At 61.4% G+C, this 17,712-nt stretch carries 15 protein-coding genes and 1 tRNA gene; 6 read left to right on the top strand and 10 right to left on the bottom strand.

Features of this window, described 5'->3' with window-relative positions; translation table 11 throughout:
- Positions 1–469 precede the first annotated feature (469 nt).
- The 5 genes from HD598_RS09620 (at position 470) to HD598_RS09640 (ending at position 6,884) form a co-directional block, all read left to right on the top strand.
- Positions 470–754, top strand: a complete 285-nt coding sequence (locus HD598_RS09620) for an HU family DNA-binding protein (RefSeq protein WP_071894796.1) — start codon at positions 470–472, stop codon at positions 752–754.
- Positions 755–1,006: 252 nt separating this feature from the next.
- A complete protein-coding gene (locus HD598_RS09625; protein WP_183665498.1) occupies positions 1,007–1,687 on the top strand; it encodes a copper resistance CopC family protein in 681 nt (226 codons plus the stop codon).
- Entirely contained in the window at positions 1,687–3,915 is a 2,229-nt protein-coding gene (locus tag HD598_RS13780; RefSeq protein ID WP_183665499.1) for a cytochrome c oxidase assembly protein, read from the top strand. Before HD598_RS09625 ends, HD598_RS13780 begins: the two co-directional genes overlap by 1 nt.
- A 4-nt stretch (positions 3,916–3,919) precedes the next feature.
- Positions 3,920–4,777 carry a hypothetical protein gene (locus HD598_RS09635; RefSeq protein ID WP_183665501.1) on the top strand — a complete coding sequence of 286 codons (858 nt, stop codon included), beginning with the start codon at positions 3,920–3,922 and terminating at the stop codon, positions 4,775–4,777.
- Positions 4,778–4,904: 127 nt separating this feature from the next.
- Positions 4,905–6,884: an NHL domain-containing thioredoxin family protein gene (locus HD598_RS09640; protein ID WP_183665503.1), complete on the top strand. Its 1,980-nt coding sequence runs from the start codon at positions 4,905–4,907 to the stop codon at positions 6,882–6,884.
- A 160-nt stretch (positions 6,885–7,044) separates the two neighbouring features.
- Here the strand turns inward: HD598_RS09640 and HD598_RS09645 are convergent, their stop codons facing one another.
- The 9 genes from HD598_RS09645 to HD598_RS09685 form a co-directional block, all read right to left on the bottom strand.
- Positions 7,045–8,202 (bottom strand): zinc ribbon domain-containing protein, encoded by a 1,158-nt coding sequence (locus HD598_RS09645; RefSeq protein ID WP_183665505.1) that lies wholly within the window; start codon positions 8,200–8,202, stop codon positions 7,045–7,047.
- Between the two features lie 6 nt (positions 8,203–8,208).
- The gene (locus tag HD598_RS09650; protein ID WP_183665507.1) at positions 8,209–9,921 is read right to left on the bottom strand and encodes a helicase HerA-like domain-containing protein; all 1,713 of its coding nucleotides are present in this window, start codon (positions 9,919–9,921) and stop codon (positions 8,209–8,211) included.
- Positions 9,922–9,941: 20 nt separating this feature from the next.
- Positions 9,942–10,868: an AEC family transporter gene (locus tag HD598_RS09655; RefSeq protein WP_071894803.1), complete on the bottom strand. Its 927-nt coding sequence runs from the start codon at positions 10,866–10,868 to the stop codon at positions 9,942–9,944.
- 64 nt (positions 10,869–10,932) lie between these two features.
- A tRNA-Gly gene (locus HD598_RS09660) sits at positions 10,933–11,003 on the bottom strand.
- 45 nt (positions 11,004–11,048) lie between these two features.
- Positions 11,049–12,242, bottom strand: coding sequence for a cation:proton antiporter (locus HD598_RS09665; RefSeq protein ID WP_071894804.1), 1,194 nt, complete (start codon positions 12,240–12,242; stop codon positions 11,049–11,051).
- Between the two features lie 4 nt (positions 12,243–12,246).
- The gene (locus HD598_RS09670) at positions 12,247–12,729 is read right to left on the bottom strand and encodes a cation:proton antiporter regulatory subunit (RefSeq protein WP_183665509.1); all 483 of its coding nucleotides are present in this window, start codon (positions 12,727–12,729) and stop codon (positions 12,247–12,249) included.
- Between the two features lie 28 nt (positions 12,730–12,757).
- Positions 12,758–13,270, bottom strand: coding sequence for an SseB family protein (locus HD598_RS09675; RefSeq protein WP_084637230.1), 513 nt, complete (start codon positions 13,268–13,270; stop codon positions 12,758–12,760).
- Positions 13,271–13,367: 97 nt separating this feature from the next.
- Complete coding sequence (locus tag HD598_RS09680; RefSeq protein WP_183665511.1) at positions 13,368–14,744, bottom strand: D-alanyl-D-alanine carboxypeptidase family protein; 1,377 nt, start codon at positions 14,742–14,744, stop codon at positions 13,368–13,370.
- Between the two features lie 46 nt (positions 14,745–14,790).
- Entirely contained in the window at positions 14,791–15,621 is an 831-nt protein-coding gene (locus HD598_RS09685; RefSeq protein WP_183665513.1) for a M15 family metallopeptidase, read from the bottom strand.
- An 83-nt stretch (positions 15,622–15,704) separates the two neighbouring features.
- Between HD598_RS09685 and dcd the strand changes: the two genes are divergently transcribed.
- A complete protein-coding gene (gene dcd / locus HD598_RS09690) occupies positions 15,705–16,286 on the top strand; it encodes a dCTP deaminase (protein ID WP_183665514.1) in 582 nt (193 codons plus the stop codon).
- 50 nt (positions 16,287–16,336) lie between these two features.
- On the opposite strand, the gene HD598_RS09695 is transcribed toward dcd, so the two are convergent.
- Positions 16,337–17,695, bottom strand: coding sequence for an MFS transporter (locus HD598_RS09695; RefSeq protein ID WP_183665516.1), 1,359 nt, complete (start codon positions 17,693–17,695; stop codon positions 16,337–16,339).
- Positions 17,696–17,712 lie beyond the last annotated feature (17 nt).

The following is a 17,712-nucleotide window of genomic DNA, read 5'->3' on the forward strand; positions in this document are numbered from 1 at the left end:
CCCGATGACTCGTAGGGATAGTTGCGTTTCCAGGCGCTTCAGAGGGTCGGCGGCCGCCCGAAAATCTTCAAATCGTAGCCACAGTTGCATCATCACTGTCTCGTAATTCTGGGCCACGCAACTATAGCTACGAGTCAGGCGCCGAACTCGCGGTCAGTCGGCATCAAGTGACGCCGCCGCCGGTTCAACAGTCCATAAACGTCCTCGAAGCACCGACGAACCACCGACGAAGCGCGACCCTAAACAACGCCTCCGCAACTACCAGCTAAATGAGAATCGCACTCATTTAGGCCCAAAAGTGACGAGAAAAACGCCTCGAACCTGCTGAAAACCCGAGAAAATCGCGGAATCACGCGAAAACCGGGCGTGTCTGAGTCATTCTGCTGGTAGTTTCTCACTCAGAAGTCCCCGCAATCGCGGGGCATCCCGGCCAGCAGGGCGGGAAGGATACAGTCCAGGAGGACACATAGTGGCTATGAATCGTAGCGAACTTGAGGCAGCCGTCGCTAAGAAGACGGAAAACAGCCAGACCGCAGTCAAGGCTGTGCTTGACGCTGTATTCGACGTTTTCGTTGAGCAGATCTCGCAGGGCGAAAAGGTTTCGATCCCAGGTTGGCTCGCTGTTGAGCGCACCGAGCGTGCAGCTCGCACCGGCCGTAACCCACAGACCGGCGAAACCATCCAGATCCCAGCTGGCCACTCGGTCAAGCTGACCGCTGGTTCCAAGCTGAAGGCTGCCGTTTCCGGTAAGTAAGTCAGTTATCCCGAGTTTCGGGATGAGTGAGGGGCGTCGCGTTCACCGCGGCGCCCCTTTCTTGATGTCGATCATGCGCGGAGTCCTCGTGCCGATGACGCGCAAGCCCTGCCAATCAGGCGCGGGCCGCGTCGATGACGGGCGGCCCCAAGGTTCCGCCGGTTCGCCCCGCATTTTCGACCTCGCGTAGAATTGACGGACGATCGCGCGGTTCGCGCGTAGTGCAATCTTTTGTGGTGTTGAGGAGTTTTCATGCGTCAGGCCAAGTCTGGTGAGCGGTTCTCGGGAGTTCTTCGGCGGTTCGCTGCTCTCGTGAGCATTGCGGTTGCGGGCATGGTGATGGCGCCCGGAGCATTCGCCCACGATCAGATGGTCGGCAGCGATCCCGCGACCGGCGCCACCGTGAAGGCGTCTCCCACGGCCCTGGTTCTCATGTACAGCGCGGAGCTGAAGAACATTGGCACCACGGTGGTGCTGACGGATTCAGATGGCAATAAGTACGACGCCGCAGCTACAGTTTCCGGCCAGAACCTGACGGTTGGGGTGCGGGATACGTTGAGCGATGGTGAGTACACGCTTGAGTGGCGCGTCGTATCTAGCGATGGGCACCCGATTGAGGGGACTTCCGCTAATGGTCAGGCGCTGACGTTCACGGTGAAGGGCTCTTCGGCTACGGCATCTGCTTCAACCGGATCGACGTCCTCCAGCTCAGCATCCTCCGCATCAGCAGCAGAGACCTCTGAAGCGGCAACGTCCGCCAGCACGTCGGCGGCAGCGCCGACTGTTGCCACGGATTCGATGAGCACCCCGAACCCAGTTCAGGAAGCCGCACAGAATTCAGGCTTGAGCCCGTGGCTGATTGGAATCATTGTGGGGATTGCTGCGATTGGAGCGGCCGTCGTCGTCATTGCTAAGAATCGAAAGCGGAACTAGTGCCTCGCAAAACGTGGATGGTGGCGATCGCCGCTGTCGTCGCAGGAATTATCGCAACCATCATTGCGCTCGTGGCCAGCGGAGGCTCGGTGCCTTCGACGCTCGGCGATCCAGGTGCGGTGACGCGCTGGGGCTTGCCGATCGCCACGGGGCTGAACCACGCGGCAATGGCGTTGACCATTGGGGCGCTCGCGTTTGCGGCGGCGATAGTGCCGCGCTCCACGAAGCCCATCCGCGCGAGAGCGAGCGCGCAGGTTCTCTCGAAGACCGGCAAAGCCACGGGAAAGTTGTCCGGCACGCAGGCCAGCAACAGCGAAGCTGGCACTGATGACCGCACGGAGAACCGTACGGAAGAGATCCCTGCGAAGTCCACGGACGGTGGATCAGTCCACCCAGCGTTCGAAGCCACGCTGACGGTCGCCGCGTACGCGGGCATCGTGTGGACGGTGGCTGCTGCGGCAACCTTGGTCCTCATGTTCTCGAGCGTTTCGGGCCTCCCGCTCTCTGGAGACAGCGCGTTTACGGCGGCACTCACGGATTACGTTCTGAACATTTCACTGGGCCAAGCCTGGGCCTGGATGGTGTTGATCGCGGCTGTGGTGACTTCGCTCGCGTTTGCGGTCCGTTCACCCGCCATGCTCGCCATCACGGCAGTTCTGGGCACGGCCGGCATTCTGCCTCTCGCGCTCACGGGCCACACTCAAGGTGGAGACGACCACTGGGGCGCGGTCAACGCGCTGGGTCTTCACTTGCTCGGCGTGTACTTGTGGGCTGGCGGAATCGGTACGCTCGCGTTCATTGCGAAGACGCTTGAAACGGGTGCGCCCGGACGGTTCACGTCTATCGGCTCACGAAAGACGGCCATGGAGAAGGGCGCGCAGCCACGACCGCTCGCCGCCGGCGTAGTGCTCAAGCGCTTCTCTGACCTGGCGTTCGTGTGCATCTTGGTGGTCTCGGCGTCCGGCATCATCAGCGCCGCGATCCGCATGGAGAAGCCAGCTGACCTGTTGACGCCTTACGGCGCATTGGTCATCACGAAGGCCGTTCTCACGATTGCCTTGGGCGTTTTGGGCCTGATGCACCGGATTCGCGTCATCGACAAGCTCAACACCGGCCAGTCCAGCGCGCTGAAAGCCGCATGGCGTCTGGTCTTCGCTGAGGTCATGCTCATGGCTGCGGTCATTGGCGTCGCGGCTGTTCTTGGCCGCACGGCCACGCCCATCCCCGAAGAGCTCCCCGACGCTGCCACACCGGCTCGCATTCTGACCGGATACGATCTGCCACCTGATCTTGGATTTGATGAGTGGTTCACCGTGTGGCGCTGGGACTGGCTGTGGGTCGCCGTCGTAATTTTCCTTGGTGTGGCCTACGCACGCTGGATGCGCACCCTCGCCCAGCGCGGGGACCGCTGGAACCTGTGGCGCGCCATCTCTTGGTATGTGGGCCTGATTGCGCTCACGTACGTCACGAGCGGACCGCCGGCCGTCTATGGCATGGTGCTGTTCTCGATGCACATGGTGGGCCATATGGCGCTGACCATGGTGGTGCCGCTGTTCTTGGTGATCGGAGCGCCGATGACCCTGGCTTTGCGCGCGATGTCTCCGCGTCAGGATGGCACCCGTGGCCCGCGCGAATGGATGCTCGCGTTCATTCACTCGACGTACTCGAAGGTCATCACGCACCCGATTTTCGCGGCCGTGAACTTCGCCGGGTCCATCATCATTTTCTACAACACGGAGCTGTTCGGCTTCGCGCTGCGCGAGCACGTGGGCCACGAGCTCATGACCGTGCACTTCCTGCTCACGGGCTACATTTTTGCGTTGAACATGATCGGCATCGATCCGCTGCCTTTGCGCTTGCCGCACCCGTTCCGACTCGTCCTGTTGCTGGGCACCATGGTGTTCCACGCGTTCTTCGCGGTTTCCCTCATGAACAACAACACGCTCATCGAGGCGGACTGGTTCGGGTCTATGGGCCGCACGTGGGGCGATCCTCCGATGCAGGATCAGGAGCTGGGAGCTGGTGCCATGTGGGGCATTGGCGAGGTCCCCACGCTGATTCTGGCGCTCGGGGCCGCGCTCGCTTGGTTGCGGTCGGATACGAAGACCGCGAAGCGTGAGGACCGCCGCGCGGACGCAAACCATGACGCTGACTTGGACGCTTACAACAAGATGTTTGAGCAGCTCGCCGAGCAGGACAACCCCATTGATCAACGTCGAGGACGCTAACCGCATGCACCACCCATTCCAGCGCCGCCGCTTCAAGACGGCCAGCAACGCCACGGCACGCAAAACCACGGCTCGCAACGCCACGGTACAGATCGCCGCAGTGATCGCGCTGACTGCAGGATTGGCGGCGTGCGGTGATTCTGGGACTACTTCTGAGAACGACGCCGCAGCCTCGGCTCACGCTTCCGCCTCGGCTTCGCAGGCGGCGGCTAGCGCTAGCAATCAAGCGGTGTTGAACTCTCGGGCGGGCATCGCGGTGTCTACAGGCATTTCGCAGGCTGCGAGCTTCGGCTTCAATACGGCTCGCGGCGCGACGGCCGCGGAGCTGGATCAGTTGCGCGAACCGGCTGCAGATGCGCTGGAGGGCGTCGCGGTGATTCCTAACTCGTGCACCACGGCCGTGGAGAACCTGAACTGGTCCCCGGCTCAAAGCAGCAGCGAGGCGGCCCGCACGGACTTCACCCAGGACGGCGTTGCCGTGACGGGATCCGTGGAAGTCGCCAAGATCCAGGATCAGCAGTCCTACACGGATTACAAAGCTGCAGTGAAGTCGCTGCTGGGGGAGTGCAAGTCCATTGCGCTGTCGATCGGCACGGACTCGGCCGCGGACACCTACCCGTTCAAGAGCGTTGCGCCGAAGACCACTGCGGACAAGTCGGTGGACGGTGTCATTGACTCCAAGATCCTGTGGACCCGCGGCACTAGTAGCCAGGACTTGCGCCAGCAGTCGTTGGTGCTGGTCGCGGAGAAGGACGGTTACGCGGCCATGGTGTCCTTCGTGGCCACTTCGAAGCTCACGGACGCCCAGTTCACCGAGATGGCCCAAGCCATCCTCAAGGCCACGCTCGCTGGGCTCGAGTAGAAGTTCCCGGAAGAATTACCGGCGCTTTCTTGTTAGTGAGTAGTGAATCGTCACGAGAACTCCGCTTCTGGATGGTTCTCGCACATAATGGACGGACAGCAGACGTCAGCCGACAGCTAGGAGCATCATGACGACGACAGAATCCCTGCGCAGCACCTCCCGAGTGCGCGCCTCAGCGCTAGAAGGCCGCAACTGGCTCAACACCGGTGGCAAACAGCTCAGCCTCGAAGACCTGCGCGGCAAGATCGTCATCTTGGACTTCTGGACGTTCTGCTGCATCAACTGCTTGCACGTACTGGATGAACTTCGCCCGCTCGAGGAAAAATACAAAGATGTCCTTGTCACCGTAGGCGTGCACTCTCCAAAGTTTGAACACGAAGCCGATCCTGTAGCTCTCGCAGCTGCCGTGGAGCGCTACGAGATCCACCACCCAGTGTTGGACGATCCCGAGCTCCAGACCTGGCAGTCCTACACCGCTCGTGCCTGGCCAACCCTCGTGGTGGTTGACCCGGAGGGCACCATCGTGGCGCACTTGTCCGGCGAGGGCCACTCGAACGGTATCGAGGTCCTCGTGGAGGAACTCATCGCCGAGCACGACGCCAAGGGCACCTTGCACCGCGGCGACGGCCCCTACGTGGCTCCTCCCGCTCGCGAAGGCAACCTTCGCTTCCCGGGCAAGGTCGTGGCATTGCGCGATGGCGGCTTCCTGGTGGGCGACTCCGGTCACCACCGCATCGTGGAACTCGAGCAGGATCTGCAGACCGTGCGTCGCGTCTTCGGCACCGGCGTGAAGGGTTACGCGGATTCTTCGAAGCACGACGACGCAGCTTCCGTCTCGGAGGCAGGCTCGGATATTTCTCGCGGGGCTCAGTTCAACGAACCTCAAGGTTTGGTCCTGCTTCCTGAAGCGGTGGCAACCGAGGTGGGCTACGACGTCGTAGTAGCTGACACCGTCAATCACCGCCTGCGCGGCATCAACCTCACCACCGGGGACGTGCGCACCCTGGCCGGCAACGGAGTGCAGCGATTGCTCGACACCGAGCAGGCTCGCAAGGAAGCTCCAGCGATCGGCGTGAACTTGGCTGAGGGCCTCGAAAACGGCGCGCTTGATGTTTCCTTGTCCTCGCCATGGGACGTGGTGTGGTCTGAGAAGGCGCAGCGCGTGATCGTGGCGATGGCTGGAACGCACCAGATCTTCTCCTTCGATCCCGTCTCCGGCGCCGTTTCGGTGTTCGCGGGCACCGGCCTTGAAGGTCTCGAGGATGGCGCTCCCGAGGGCGCTTGGTTCGCTCAGACGTCCGGCTTGGCAGCTGACGCCGCCGGTGACATCTGGTTGGCTGACGCCGAAACCTCCGCTTTGCGCGTGCTGCGCTTGGCCGAAGACGGTTCGGTGGATCGCGTGGAATCGCTCGTAGGTCAGGGCTTGTACGACTTCGGCTTCCAGGACGGAGCAGCCGCGGACGCGCGCTTCCAGCACCCGCTCGGCGTGACCGTGCTTCCCGATGGATCCGTTGCTGTTGCCGACACCTACAACGGTGCCGTGCGACGCTTCGACCTCGCCAGCGGCGAAGTTTCCACGTTGGCTCGTGGCCTCGCTGAGCCTTCTGACGTCCTGTTGGATTCCTCTGTTGAGGGCGAACCCGTGCTCTTGATCGTTGAGACCAACCGCCACGAACTCGTGCGCATTCCTTTGCCGAAGGAAGCGTTGCGCGTGGATGAAGGCTCCGCTCAGGTGACCCGTCCGCGCACTCCGGTTGCCGCTGGCCAGCACGATCTCGTGGTGCGCTTCGCAGCTCCTAAGGGACAGAAGCTCGATGACCGTTGGGGCGATCCAACGCAGTTGAAGATCTCCTCGTCGCCGGAGAACCTCTTGGTGGAAGGCGCCGGCACGTCCGTGGGCCTAACCCGCAAGCTGGTCCTGAACCCTGAGGTCACCGAAGGCGTTTTGCACATCACCGCTCGCGCTGCAGCGTGCGACGGCGAGCCTGGCGGAGAGATCCCCGACCACGCCGCGTGCCACTTGTACCAGCAGGACTGGGGCATCCCAGTGCTCTTGGCCGAGGACGGCAGCACCGAACTCACGCTGGACCTGCGCGGAGTTAACTAAGCCCAGCGCCGCCTAGCGCCGCAAAACTCGTAGCTAGTGTTGCGTCGCCCGCCTGAGGGTGGACAAGGCACCTGCAACTCGTAGCTAGTGTTGCGTGATCGTCTCGACTGAGACAGTGATTTCGCAACACTAGCTACATGTGTTTTTAGCTAGTTCTTAGCTAGGCCTGGTTGTTGGGGTCGTAGTCGAAGGCATCTGGCGTGACGGTGACGCGGTTGCCGTTGACCTTGAGCGTCGCCCGGAACTCGAATGTGTCTTGCTCTTGAGCGGTATAGAGCTCGCCCGAGTCCAGATCCTGCTCCTGAAGGGCAATCTTCGCCCGGCCGCGCAAGGGTTCAATGCTCCAACCCTGAGACGTCAGCGTCACTTTCGCCTCCGGATACTCGAGGATGTCCCAGTTAATGGTGGACGAACGCACGCGAGCGCTCGTGGCGTAGTCCATGGGGCAACCGGCAGGTTTGAGAACCTGCTGGTCAGCACACTTATCCAAGTAGTCCTTGAGCTGGGCGTCCACGTAGTCCGTGAGCTTGTCACTGGCCTCTGCGCCCAAAGAGATGGTCGGCGACTTGGCCGTGAAATCGGTGAGCACTTGTTGCTGCTCGGAGCCCTTGATGAACTCCGTCTGGTAGCTGGCTTTTACGAGCGCCGGCGGGAGCACGGGATACGTCTGCACGTTCCACGCGGGCTCGTTGGATTCTGAGCCCTTCGCCGCGGATTTCTTGGTTGACAGCGGCGACGGCGAATCGTTCACCGTGGCCGTGGGGGAGTACTGCGCCTGAACGGTCGCCACCGGAAGCGTGACGGGGACGAACTCCCACTTATCAAAGAAGAGCCAGTCCGTGCGCGCCTTGCGCAACGTAAACACCGTTTGGTGCTCGCTGCCGGAGAACGTGTAGCTGGCGGTCACGGTTCGCTGATTGGGATCGGACTCCACGGTGTCCGTCTCAAGCTCGAGAGAAGACGCCTCAAAGCCGTCCAGAGACGCCTTCAGCCCGTCTCCGCTCAGCAACACAGCGTCGCCTTGAGGAACTGTGGCGTGCAATAGACCCAAGGCGCGATCGCTCTTGCCCTGCTCAAGCAGGTCGAAGTACTGCTTGACTTCCCGTTCGGGGCTGAAGTGCGTTGCGCTCACCGTCGCGATGGCAATGCCGGACCCGGCGATGGACAGCGCGCACAGTCCAGCCCACAACCACGGACTCTTGAGCAAGCTCCCGGAGCGTTTAGTCTCCGAGCCTGACGCAACGGCTACCTCGGAGGTATCGGTTGATGCATCCGAGGACGCGGTGTTCTCAAATGACTTGTTGGTTTCGTCAGTCATGCAGGCCTAGCGACGACGACGGCGAGTGCCAAAGATACCGCGCAAGAACTCGCGACCCAGCTGGTTCGCCACATCCAGCGCCACGTCCATCACCACGTTGTCCTTCGGCTTCGGACGAGACTTCGGAGCTTCCTTGACGGGCTCCGGCGCTTCTTGAGGAGCCGACTGTGGAGCGGACTCAGGGGCTGAGGAACCGTTAGCTGGAACGTTCGCGGGACGTCCCAAGATTTCCTCTTCAATGCGGCGTGCCTCGGCGTGAATATCCTGCTCGGCACCCGCCGGGGATCCCTGCGGGACGGAACCCTGCGTCGTCGTACCGTCAGAAGAACCCTGAGCCGAACCGCCCGTCGACGGCACGCCAGCCGCGGGAGCGCCACTGAGCTTTTCGAAAGCGGACTCGCGATCCACAGCGGTGCCGTACTCGTTCAGCAGCGGCGAGGCCTGCACAGCGGCCGTGACCACGCCGGATTCGGACGCGCCCATGTTGGAACGTGGAGTCCACATCTTGGTCCAAGCCACCGGGGTAGGTGCGCCGGACTCGTTCATGACTGTCACAATGGCCTCGCCCGTGCCCGCCTGAGTCAAGGCCTCTTCGAGGTCATACGGGGACGTGGGGAACGTGGAGATGGTCTGCTTGAGGGCCTTAGCATCGTCCGGGGTGAAAGCGCGCAACGCGTGCTGGACACGGTTCGCGAGCTGACCCAACACGTCTGCGGGAACGTCCTTCGGGGTCTGCGTCACGAAGAAAATGCCCACGCCCTTAGAACGGATCAAACGCACAGTGGTCATGATGGACTCCATGAACGCCTTGGACGCATCGCGGAAGAGTAAGTGCGCTTCATCGAGGAAGAACACCAGCTTGGGCTTCTCAACGTCGCCCACCTCGGGAAGCTCCTGGAAAAGATCCGCAAGCAGCCACATCAAGAACGTCGAGAACAACAACGGCTTCTGCAATAGCGTGGAGAGTTCCAAGCTGGAGATCACGCCGCGACCATCCGGGGCGGTGCGCAAAAGCTCTGACGTGTTGAACTCGGGCTCGCCGAAGAACTTCTCCATGCCCTGAGATTCCAGCGTGATGAGCTCGCGCAAGATCACGCCGGCCGTCGCCTTGGACAGGCCGCCCAAATCCTTGAGCTCATCCTTGCCTTCATCGCTGGTCAGGTGGGAGATAACCGAGCGCAAGTCCTTCAGGTCAATGAGCTCGAGGCCCTTCTGATCCGCGTAGTGGAAAATCAGCTGAAGGCTGGATTCCTGAGTCTCGTTGAGTTCGAGGATGCGGGAGAGAAGGATGGGGCCAAAGCTTGTGATGGTGGCGCGGATCGGCACGCCGGAACCGTCGCCGCCGAGCGCAAAGTACTCCACCGGGTAGTTCTTCGCTTCCCACTGCATGCCCACGCTCTGCGTGCGGGCCAAGAGCTTTTCGCTGCTGGTGCCCGGAGTGGACAAGCCGGTGAGGTCGCCCTTGACGTCTGAGACGAAGACGGGGACGCCGGCCTCGGAGAGCTGCTCTGTGAGAACCTGCAACGTGATGGTCTTACCGGTGCCGGTGGCACCAGCTACGAGTCCGTGGCGGTTCATCATGCCCAGCGGCAATCGAACGAGGCAGTCCGCATGGACCTCGCCCTCTACCTTGGCGGCGCCCAAAACAATGGACGGCTCCGTAAAGGTGTAGCCGGTGCGAATCTGGTCAAGGTGATCTGAAGCATTGCTCGTAGCCATGCCACTAGCTTACTTTTTCGTCACTGGAAAAGTACGGCGACCACGATCATGGCGGGAATTGCTCCCAACGTGGTGATCAAAACGGTGTCTTTCGAGAGCTGGACGGCCGAACCGTAGCGGGATGCGTTCACGTAAACGTTCTGCGCGGTGGGAAGCGAGGCCATAACAATGGCCGAGAGCAGAAGCGGTCCCTCGAGGCGGAAGATGAAGGCCGCAATAGCCCACGCCAACACCGGGTGCAGGATGAGCTTGAACAAGCTGGCCACCACCACGTCCTTGTTGTATAAGGCGGTTTTGGCGAGCGGACGCGAATCCACGAGGGAAATACCGAAAGCTAGCAGCATCGCGGGGATGGACGCCCCGGCCAGCAAAGCAATCGGGTCCGCAATGAGGGCGGGGATCTGGATACCCGTAAACGCCACGATCAAACCCAAGAACGAGCTCGCGATCATCGGGTTGCGCAGCGACTGCGTGATGATGGAGCGCACGGTGGTGGGGTACTTGCTGGTGGCAGCTTCCAGCATGGCGAGGTTGAGCGGGGTCAGGATGGCCAGCTGGAACAGGATCACGGGAGCGGCGTGCCCAATGTCCCCCAGGACATAGATGGCGATGGGCATACCCAGGTTTGCCGAGTTCACGGTGGCGGCGGACATTGCGCCCACCATGCGCTCTGCAGGATTCCGCTTGAGCCACCACTTGGTGACCAGCATGTAGCCGAACATGATCAAGAGTGCGCTGATGAGCGCAACCCACAGGAGTGGCCCCAACACGGAGAGAGGGTCAGAAGCTGCGAGGGTTTGAAACAACAGTGCGGGGCTGGCGATGAAGAAGGTGAGCCGGTTCAGCGTGCTGCGGCCGTCCTCGCCGAGGATGCCCTTTTTGCCAACGAAATATCCCACGAGGATGACGGCCCACACCACGGAAAAGCCGGAGAGCACTCCGAGCATGTGTATCGCCTCTTCCCAACGCACCATGTGATGAATGGCGAATGCACGCCAAGGGAGATTAACGAGCAGGCGACGGGAATCGAACCCGCGTGTCCAGCTTGGGAAGCTGGCGCTCTACCATTGAGCTACGCCCGCAATTGCTCGCCGCCCGTTCGCGCCGGCGAGCTTGTCCAGAATAGCCTAGCCGGGGGTCTGAGAGGCTTGGGCGCGCGGGTGCCCGTACCCAAACTTCTTGCCCAGCGGCTCCGCGTACTTGGCGATGATCGGGCCTAAGATCGCCAAAATCATGACGTAAGCCGTGGCTAGGGCCGCGAGCTCGGCCGGAACCGCTCCTGAGGAAACACCCAGTCCGGCGATGATGATCGAGAACTCGCCGCGCGCCACCAAGGCGGCGCCAGCACGTATCCGGCCCAGGCGGGCAACACCGGCCCGCTTCGCTGCCCAGCCGCCCGTAAACACCTTCGTCAGGGTGGTAACCACAGCCAGTAGGATCGCTGGAATCAGGACTGGAGGCATCGCCGTCGGATCCGTATTGATACCAAAGAGCACAAAGAACATCGCCGCGAACAAATCGCGCAGCGGCTCGAGGACGCGCGTGGCCGAGTGCGCGGTGGCCCCGGAAATCGCGATGCCCAGCAAGAATGCGCCGACGGCCGCGGAGACCTGCAGACTCGCCGAGATGCCGGCCACCAAGAGGGCCGCGCCGATGAGTTTGAGGAGGAAGTTTTCGCGATCCTCGGAGTGCAGCATGCGGGAAATGAAAGCGCCGTATCGCAGCGCAATCACTAGCACCAAGGACACCGTCAGCAGCGCAATGCCCACCGCGCGCAGCCCGCCCCAGAAGCTCGCGCCAGCCAACACGGTGGTGAGGATGGGCAGATACACCGCCATCGCAAGGTCCTCGATCACCAGGATGGACAGGACCGTGGGGGTTTCGCGGTTACCCAGACGCCCCAAGTCACTGAGCACTTTGGCGATGATGCCGGAGGACGAAATCCAGGTGACACCACCCATGACCACCGCGGGCACCACGCCCCAGCCCAAGATGAGGGCCAGTGCGGCGCCGGGCGTGAAGTTCAGGACGAAGTCCATGATTCCGGCGGCCCAGGTTTGCCGCAGACCAGTGACGAGTTCCTTTGCGGTGTATTCGAGCCCCAGCATCAGCAAGAGCAGCACCACGCCGAGCTCGCTCGCGATGTGCCCGAACTCTTCGATGCCCGTGACGGGGATGAAACCGCCGTGCCCGAAGAACAGTCCGCCTACCAAATACAGCGGGACGGGTGAGATGCCCATGCGCGCGGCAAGGCGCCCCAACACGCCAAGCCCCAGAAAAATGGCTCCGAGTTCAATTAGAACGAGCGCGGTTGGGTCCACCGGTTCAGCCTTCGTGCAAGATTTGGGCTGCGGATTTGATGCCGCGTGGGGTTCCCACTACGACGACGACGTCCCCGGCTAGGAGGTCAGTTTCCGGTCCGGGGGAGGGAATAACGTTGGTGCCGCGGACTAGCGCCACGATGGAGACGCCGGTGCGGGTGCGCAAGCGGGTTGCTCCGAGATCCTGCGAAGCGTAGGGGCTCTCGCGCGGCAGCACGATCTGCTCGGTGCTCAGCCCGGCGAGCCCGCCCTGCTGGTTGGACAGGTGCTGGACGAGCTGTGGCGCTCCCAGCATGGAACCGAGCGCGGCCGCTTCTTCGGTGGTGAGCGGGATTTCTGCGAGTGAACAGTCTGGATCTTCCTGTTGGGACACCAGAAGGTTCATTTCGCCGTCTCGAAATTGAATAACCCCTACCCGGCGACCGTTTGCCACCGTGATTTCACGGCGCGTTCCGATCCCGGGCAGGCGTGTTTCTTCTACGTTCATGCGGCCAGTTTATGCTGACCGGTTCACGTTAAGCGTTGTTGGGGTTCTGAGTTCCGTCTGGTTGGAAGTCCTGGCGGATGCCGGCGACGCCTTCTTCGCTGATCTCAAAGCCCAGCTCGAAGCCTGGGTTCAGGACCATGCCAGCGTTCTGCAGGTTATCCACCACGGCTGCGCCCACGACCTTGACGGCGTACGGAGCCTGCTCAATGTACGTCGGTGGAATGCGGGTGGGGTGGGAGAACAAGGCGATGACGTGCTTGCCGGATGCGTTTTCCAGCATCAACGGGGTGACGTTTTCCGTTTCCGGCGTGACTTCGTCACGGGAGAGGAAGAAGACTTCAGACTGCAAGAACGTGCCAATGACCTGCCCGGCGAGGGACTCGTCATGCTGGCTACGATCCAACAAGGACTCCAACGGAGTCAAAGGCTGATTGGCGTTGCCTTCCGGGGAACCGGCGGCAGCGGGTGCGGAAGCCTGATTGCCGCCGAAGAACTCCGGTGGCAATGCGGCAGGGTTGGGTTGCTGTGGCGTTTCGCTCATATCTCCAGCCGATCACGAGTTGACGCTGAGCGCAACATGAAGAACTTACTTGTCCGCGCTCAGCGTCACCCGTCAGAGGAGATATAGAGCCTAGGAACTACTTCGCGAGCTGGCCCTCGCCCACCCAGAAGCCGGACGCCACGGAGCTGGTCCCTCGCTTGAAGTAGTACACGTTTCCGGCGATCTCCGCGAAGTAGCCACGGGTTCCCGGGCCGAAAGCGCCGTCGACGCGGCGAATGGTGGTTGCTTTGGCGAACCGGTAATGCGTTGCCGACGGTGACACGTTGACTGAACCGTACCCGTTGCCCAAGTAAGCCACCGTTGAGGTGCCGGTGAGCGCCAGAAGGTCCTGTGCGCCGTCGTGGTTCCAATCTGCGGCACCGATGCGGGCCGTCGGAGAAATCTCACGCATCACGGTGTACGAAGTAGTCAAAACCCCATTGCCGCTGCGGGCGTATTTGCGCACCACGCCGTTCGCGTCACGAACAGCAAGCTCTGGAAGCTTCCGCGAGGACACGAACTTCGCGGCCACCACATCTGAACCGCTGAAGCCGCGCGCCACGATAATCGGCGACGTGAAGCCGCCGGTTTTGTTGCCCAGCCGCACGTAGACGCGACTGCCGGGGCTCAACCAGAGGACGTCCAAAACCCCGTCCGCGTTCCAGTCGATGGATTGCGTCGTCTGGCTGGTGGTGTGCAGCGTGGTCTTGGTGGAAGGTGCTGCCCAGGTGCCGTTGAACTTCGCAGCGGCAGCATTTACGTTGAGCGAATCAACCGTCACGAGAGCCGCAGCATTCGGGATGGCCCGACTTACGCCGTCGTAATAATGCTCCAACGTAGGAACTGAGAGCGAGCGCAATTCGAGGGCCCGCTGGGTGCCGACGTACCGCAAGTGCCATGGCTCGTAGGTGTACCCCGTGGTGGATTCGTAACCTTTCGGGTAACGGATCACGAAGCCGTAACGGTACGCGTTCGCGGCCACCCACTTACCGGCGGCCGTGCTGCCGAAGCAGGCTTGGAAGCCGCACGAACCGCTCGCGAGCCCAACATCCACGGCCAAGCCGGTCTGATGCTCCGAGTATCCGGGTTTCGCCGAAATGCGATTCGCGTACGCCGTGCCGTACTGGCGCACGTAGGAGTTATAGAGCGAGACCTGATACGAGTAGGAGCGGTAGGCGGAGGTGACGCGTAGCGAATGCCCGGCAGAGCGCGCGCCGTAGAAGAGCTTCATGAGCTGGGAACTGGTGGCGGCACGCAATTGACGGCTGGTGCCGGGGACCGTGACAAGGTCGCTAGGAACGTAGTTGAGTGGGGAGAGGGGATACACCTTGTTCACAAGAACTTCGACGTTCTCGGGATCGCGAATGATGGTTGCCGCGCTCGCGGGTCCCGCGAGGCCTAGTGCAAGGGCGGCGCAGGCGGTGATAGCTGAGAATCGGGATAGGACGGAACGTTTACTGGTGTTTTCCCCCATGAAGCCAGTCTAGGCTGGTGCATCGCGCGGAGAAAGGCCAGGGCGGTCAAGGTTTGGTCAAGAATTCTTCCAAGGTTTTTGCGCCGCTCTTCGCGAACGCTTTCGCTTGATTCACGCCGATGTAGCGCAAGTGCCAAGGCTCGTAGTTGTAGCCGGTTGCGGCGGCTTGATTGTCCGGGTACCGGATGATGAACCCATAGTCAGTGGCGTTTTGTGCCACCCATTGACCGGCTGTCGTGTCACCGAAGCACCGGTGCAAACTGCACTCGCCGTTGCTCAAACCAATATCTGCGGCGAGCCCGGTTTGGTGTTCGCTGGTGCCAGGGCGGGCGGAAATTTTCTCCGCGTACGCCGTCCCGTATTTCTGGACGTACCGGTTGAACAGGTTCTCTTGCGCGGTGTAGGACCGGTAGCCGCTCTCGATGCGCAGCGAATGTCCGGCCGCGGCGCCTCCCGCGAGCAGCTCCTCAAACTGTGTGGCGGCCTCCGCGATGAGGGTTTTGCCCGGCGCGAGGGAGACGAGATTTTTCGGGGTGAAATCCAGCGGCTTGAGCGGGCGATCCTTACGCACCAGCATCAAAAGCGGATCCTCGCTTTCGGGCATCGTCGCAGGATCCAGGTCAGCCTTTTGAGAGGACGACGACGCAGCTGCGGTTTCAGTGGCAGCCTTAGTGGTGGGGGACGCGGCTGAGGATGACGCGGCTTGCGAAACGGCGGTGTTGACGGCGTTGTTGCGGGCCATCGTGATGGCTGCGGTCAGCGCTCCGCCCACTACGAGCACGAGCACAGCGATCACTACGAGACCTCGTTGCGTCAGCTTCAGCGGCAACGAGGGCGGGGCGTCTTTGCGGTATCGTGCCCGCCGTTTGCTAGCCATCGGGGTAAGTCTAGAGAGTCATGTGGGGTGCCGTCACGAAGGTGGCTTGCTATGAAGTCAAGTGTTGGCGGTATTTTGGTTAGGTGCTTCTCTCAGACCGCGACATTCGTACCGAACTCGATTCCGGACGCGTCCAGCTAGATCCCTACGATCCTTCGATGATTCAGCCATCAAGCGTTGATGTGCGCATTGACCGCTGGTTCCGACTCTTCGATAACCATAAGTACGCCTACATTGATCCGTCCGAAGAGCAGCCGGATCTCACGCACTTAGTGGAAGTGGATCCGGAAGAGCCGTTTATTCTGCACCCCGGTGAGTTCGTGCTCGGGGCGACGTATGAGAAGGTCACGCTTCCGAACGACGTCGCAGCTCGCCTTGAGGGAAAGTCCTCTCTGGGGCGCTTGGGGTTGCTGACGCACTCCACCGCCGGGTTCATTGACCCTGGCTTCTCCGGCCACATCACCTTGGAGTTGTCCAACGTGGCCACGTTGCCGATCAAGCTGTGGCCAGGCTCCAAGATTGGGCAATTGTGCTTCTTCCGACTCTCGTCCGAGGCAGAGAACCCGTATGGTGCCGGCGATAACAAGAACCGTTACCAAGGTCAGCGCGGGCCAACGGCATCACGATCGCACTTGAACTTCCACCGGACTGTCATTGAGTCCTAAGGGATAGTTGGTCTCAGCTGCCTGGTCCCAACGGCCGGGGCGCTCGCAGTCTAGGCCTGCGAGCTTTCCGCCGAACGGGCGTGCACAGGTGCCTTGACGGGAAGCAAGAGCAAGAAGCCGATCGCAAGTACCAGCATGATGCCCAAGATGCCGTAGCGTTGTGCGCCGCCATCCGGGAAGTAGTTCAAGGCGATAACCACGGCAGCGGTGAAAAGCGTGGGCGCCAAGAAGCTGACCGCGCGCCCCGTGGTGGCGTAGAGGCCAAAGAGTTCGCCTTCACGGCCTGACTCGGCCAGGCGAGCAACGAACGCGCGGGACGAAGATTGTGCCGGTCCAACGAACAGGCACAAGAACAACCCGAAGATCCAGAAGCCACCGGCACCGGGGGAGAAGAACACTCCGAACCCGGCAAGGAGCAGGCCTATCAGGGATCCGAGGATGACCTTCTTGGGTCCAATTCGGTCATCCAACCATCCGCCGAACATGGCACCGAGGGCGGCCACGACGTTTCCGGCGATCGCAAACACGATCACTTGGGAGAGTGTGAACCCGAACGTCACGGAGGCAATCACGCCGCCGAACGTGAAGACGGAGGCCAGGCCATCGCGGAAGATGGCCGAGGCAATGAGGAAGTACACCGTGTGGCGATCCGTCTTCCAGAGTCCGGCGATGCGGCGAAAGAGCAATCGGTAGGACTCGAAGAAGCCCACCTTTTGGGCCCGCACGCCTTTGTTCTCAGGGACTGCAAAAAGCACGGGAAGGCCAAACACGAAGATCCAGAGGGCGCTGAAGAGCGCTACGAGTCTGAGGTTGAGCGCGTCTTCGCTTGAGGAGCCCCACCAGTCCACTACTGGTTGCACGAATCCAAACAGCACAATCGCGAGTGCCACGATGCCGCCCAAGTAGCCCATGCCCCAACCGAAGCCGGAGACCTGGCCAATGGTTTTTGGTGTGGAGATTTGGGAGAGCATCGCGTTGTAGTTGATCGCGGCAAACTCGTTGAAAATATTGCCGGCAGCAATGAGCACCACGCCTAAGAGCAAGAAATTGGGGTGTGGATACACAAAGAAGCACAGCGCCGTGAGTCCTGCGATCAGGAACGTGTTCACGCCGAGCCAAAAGCGACGTCGACCACTGGAATCAGACCTCAGTCCGGTCACCGGGGCAAGAAGAGCAATCAGCACGCCAGCAATCGAAATGCCCGCGCTCAGCAGCGCCGAATTCTGATCCTCGTTACCGAAGAGGGAACTGGTCAAATACACCGTGAACACAAAGGTGGTCATGACGGCGTTGAAGGCTGCAGAGCCCCAATCCCACGCGGCCCAGGCCCACACTTGCTTCGAAATGGTGCGCTTCGTTGGAAGCGCTGTGCGTGAGAAATCCGGCTCATTCGCCGCAGAGAAACTCATACCCATCACACTAGTCA

Origin of the sequence: Neomicrococcus aestuarii (genome assembly GCF_014201135.1) — a bacterium.
Classification (GTDB): Bacteria; Actinomycetota; Actinomycetes; order Actinomycetales; family Micrococcaceae; genus Neomicrococcus; species Neomicrococcus aestuarii.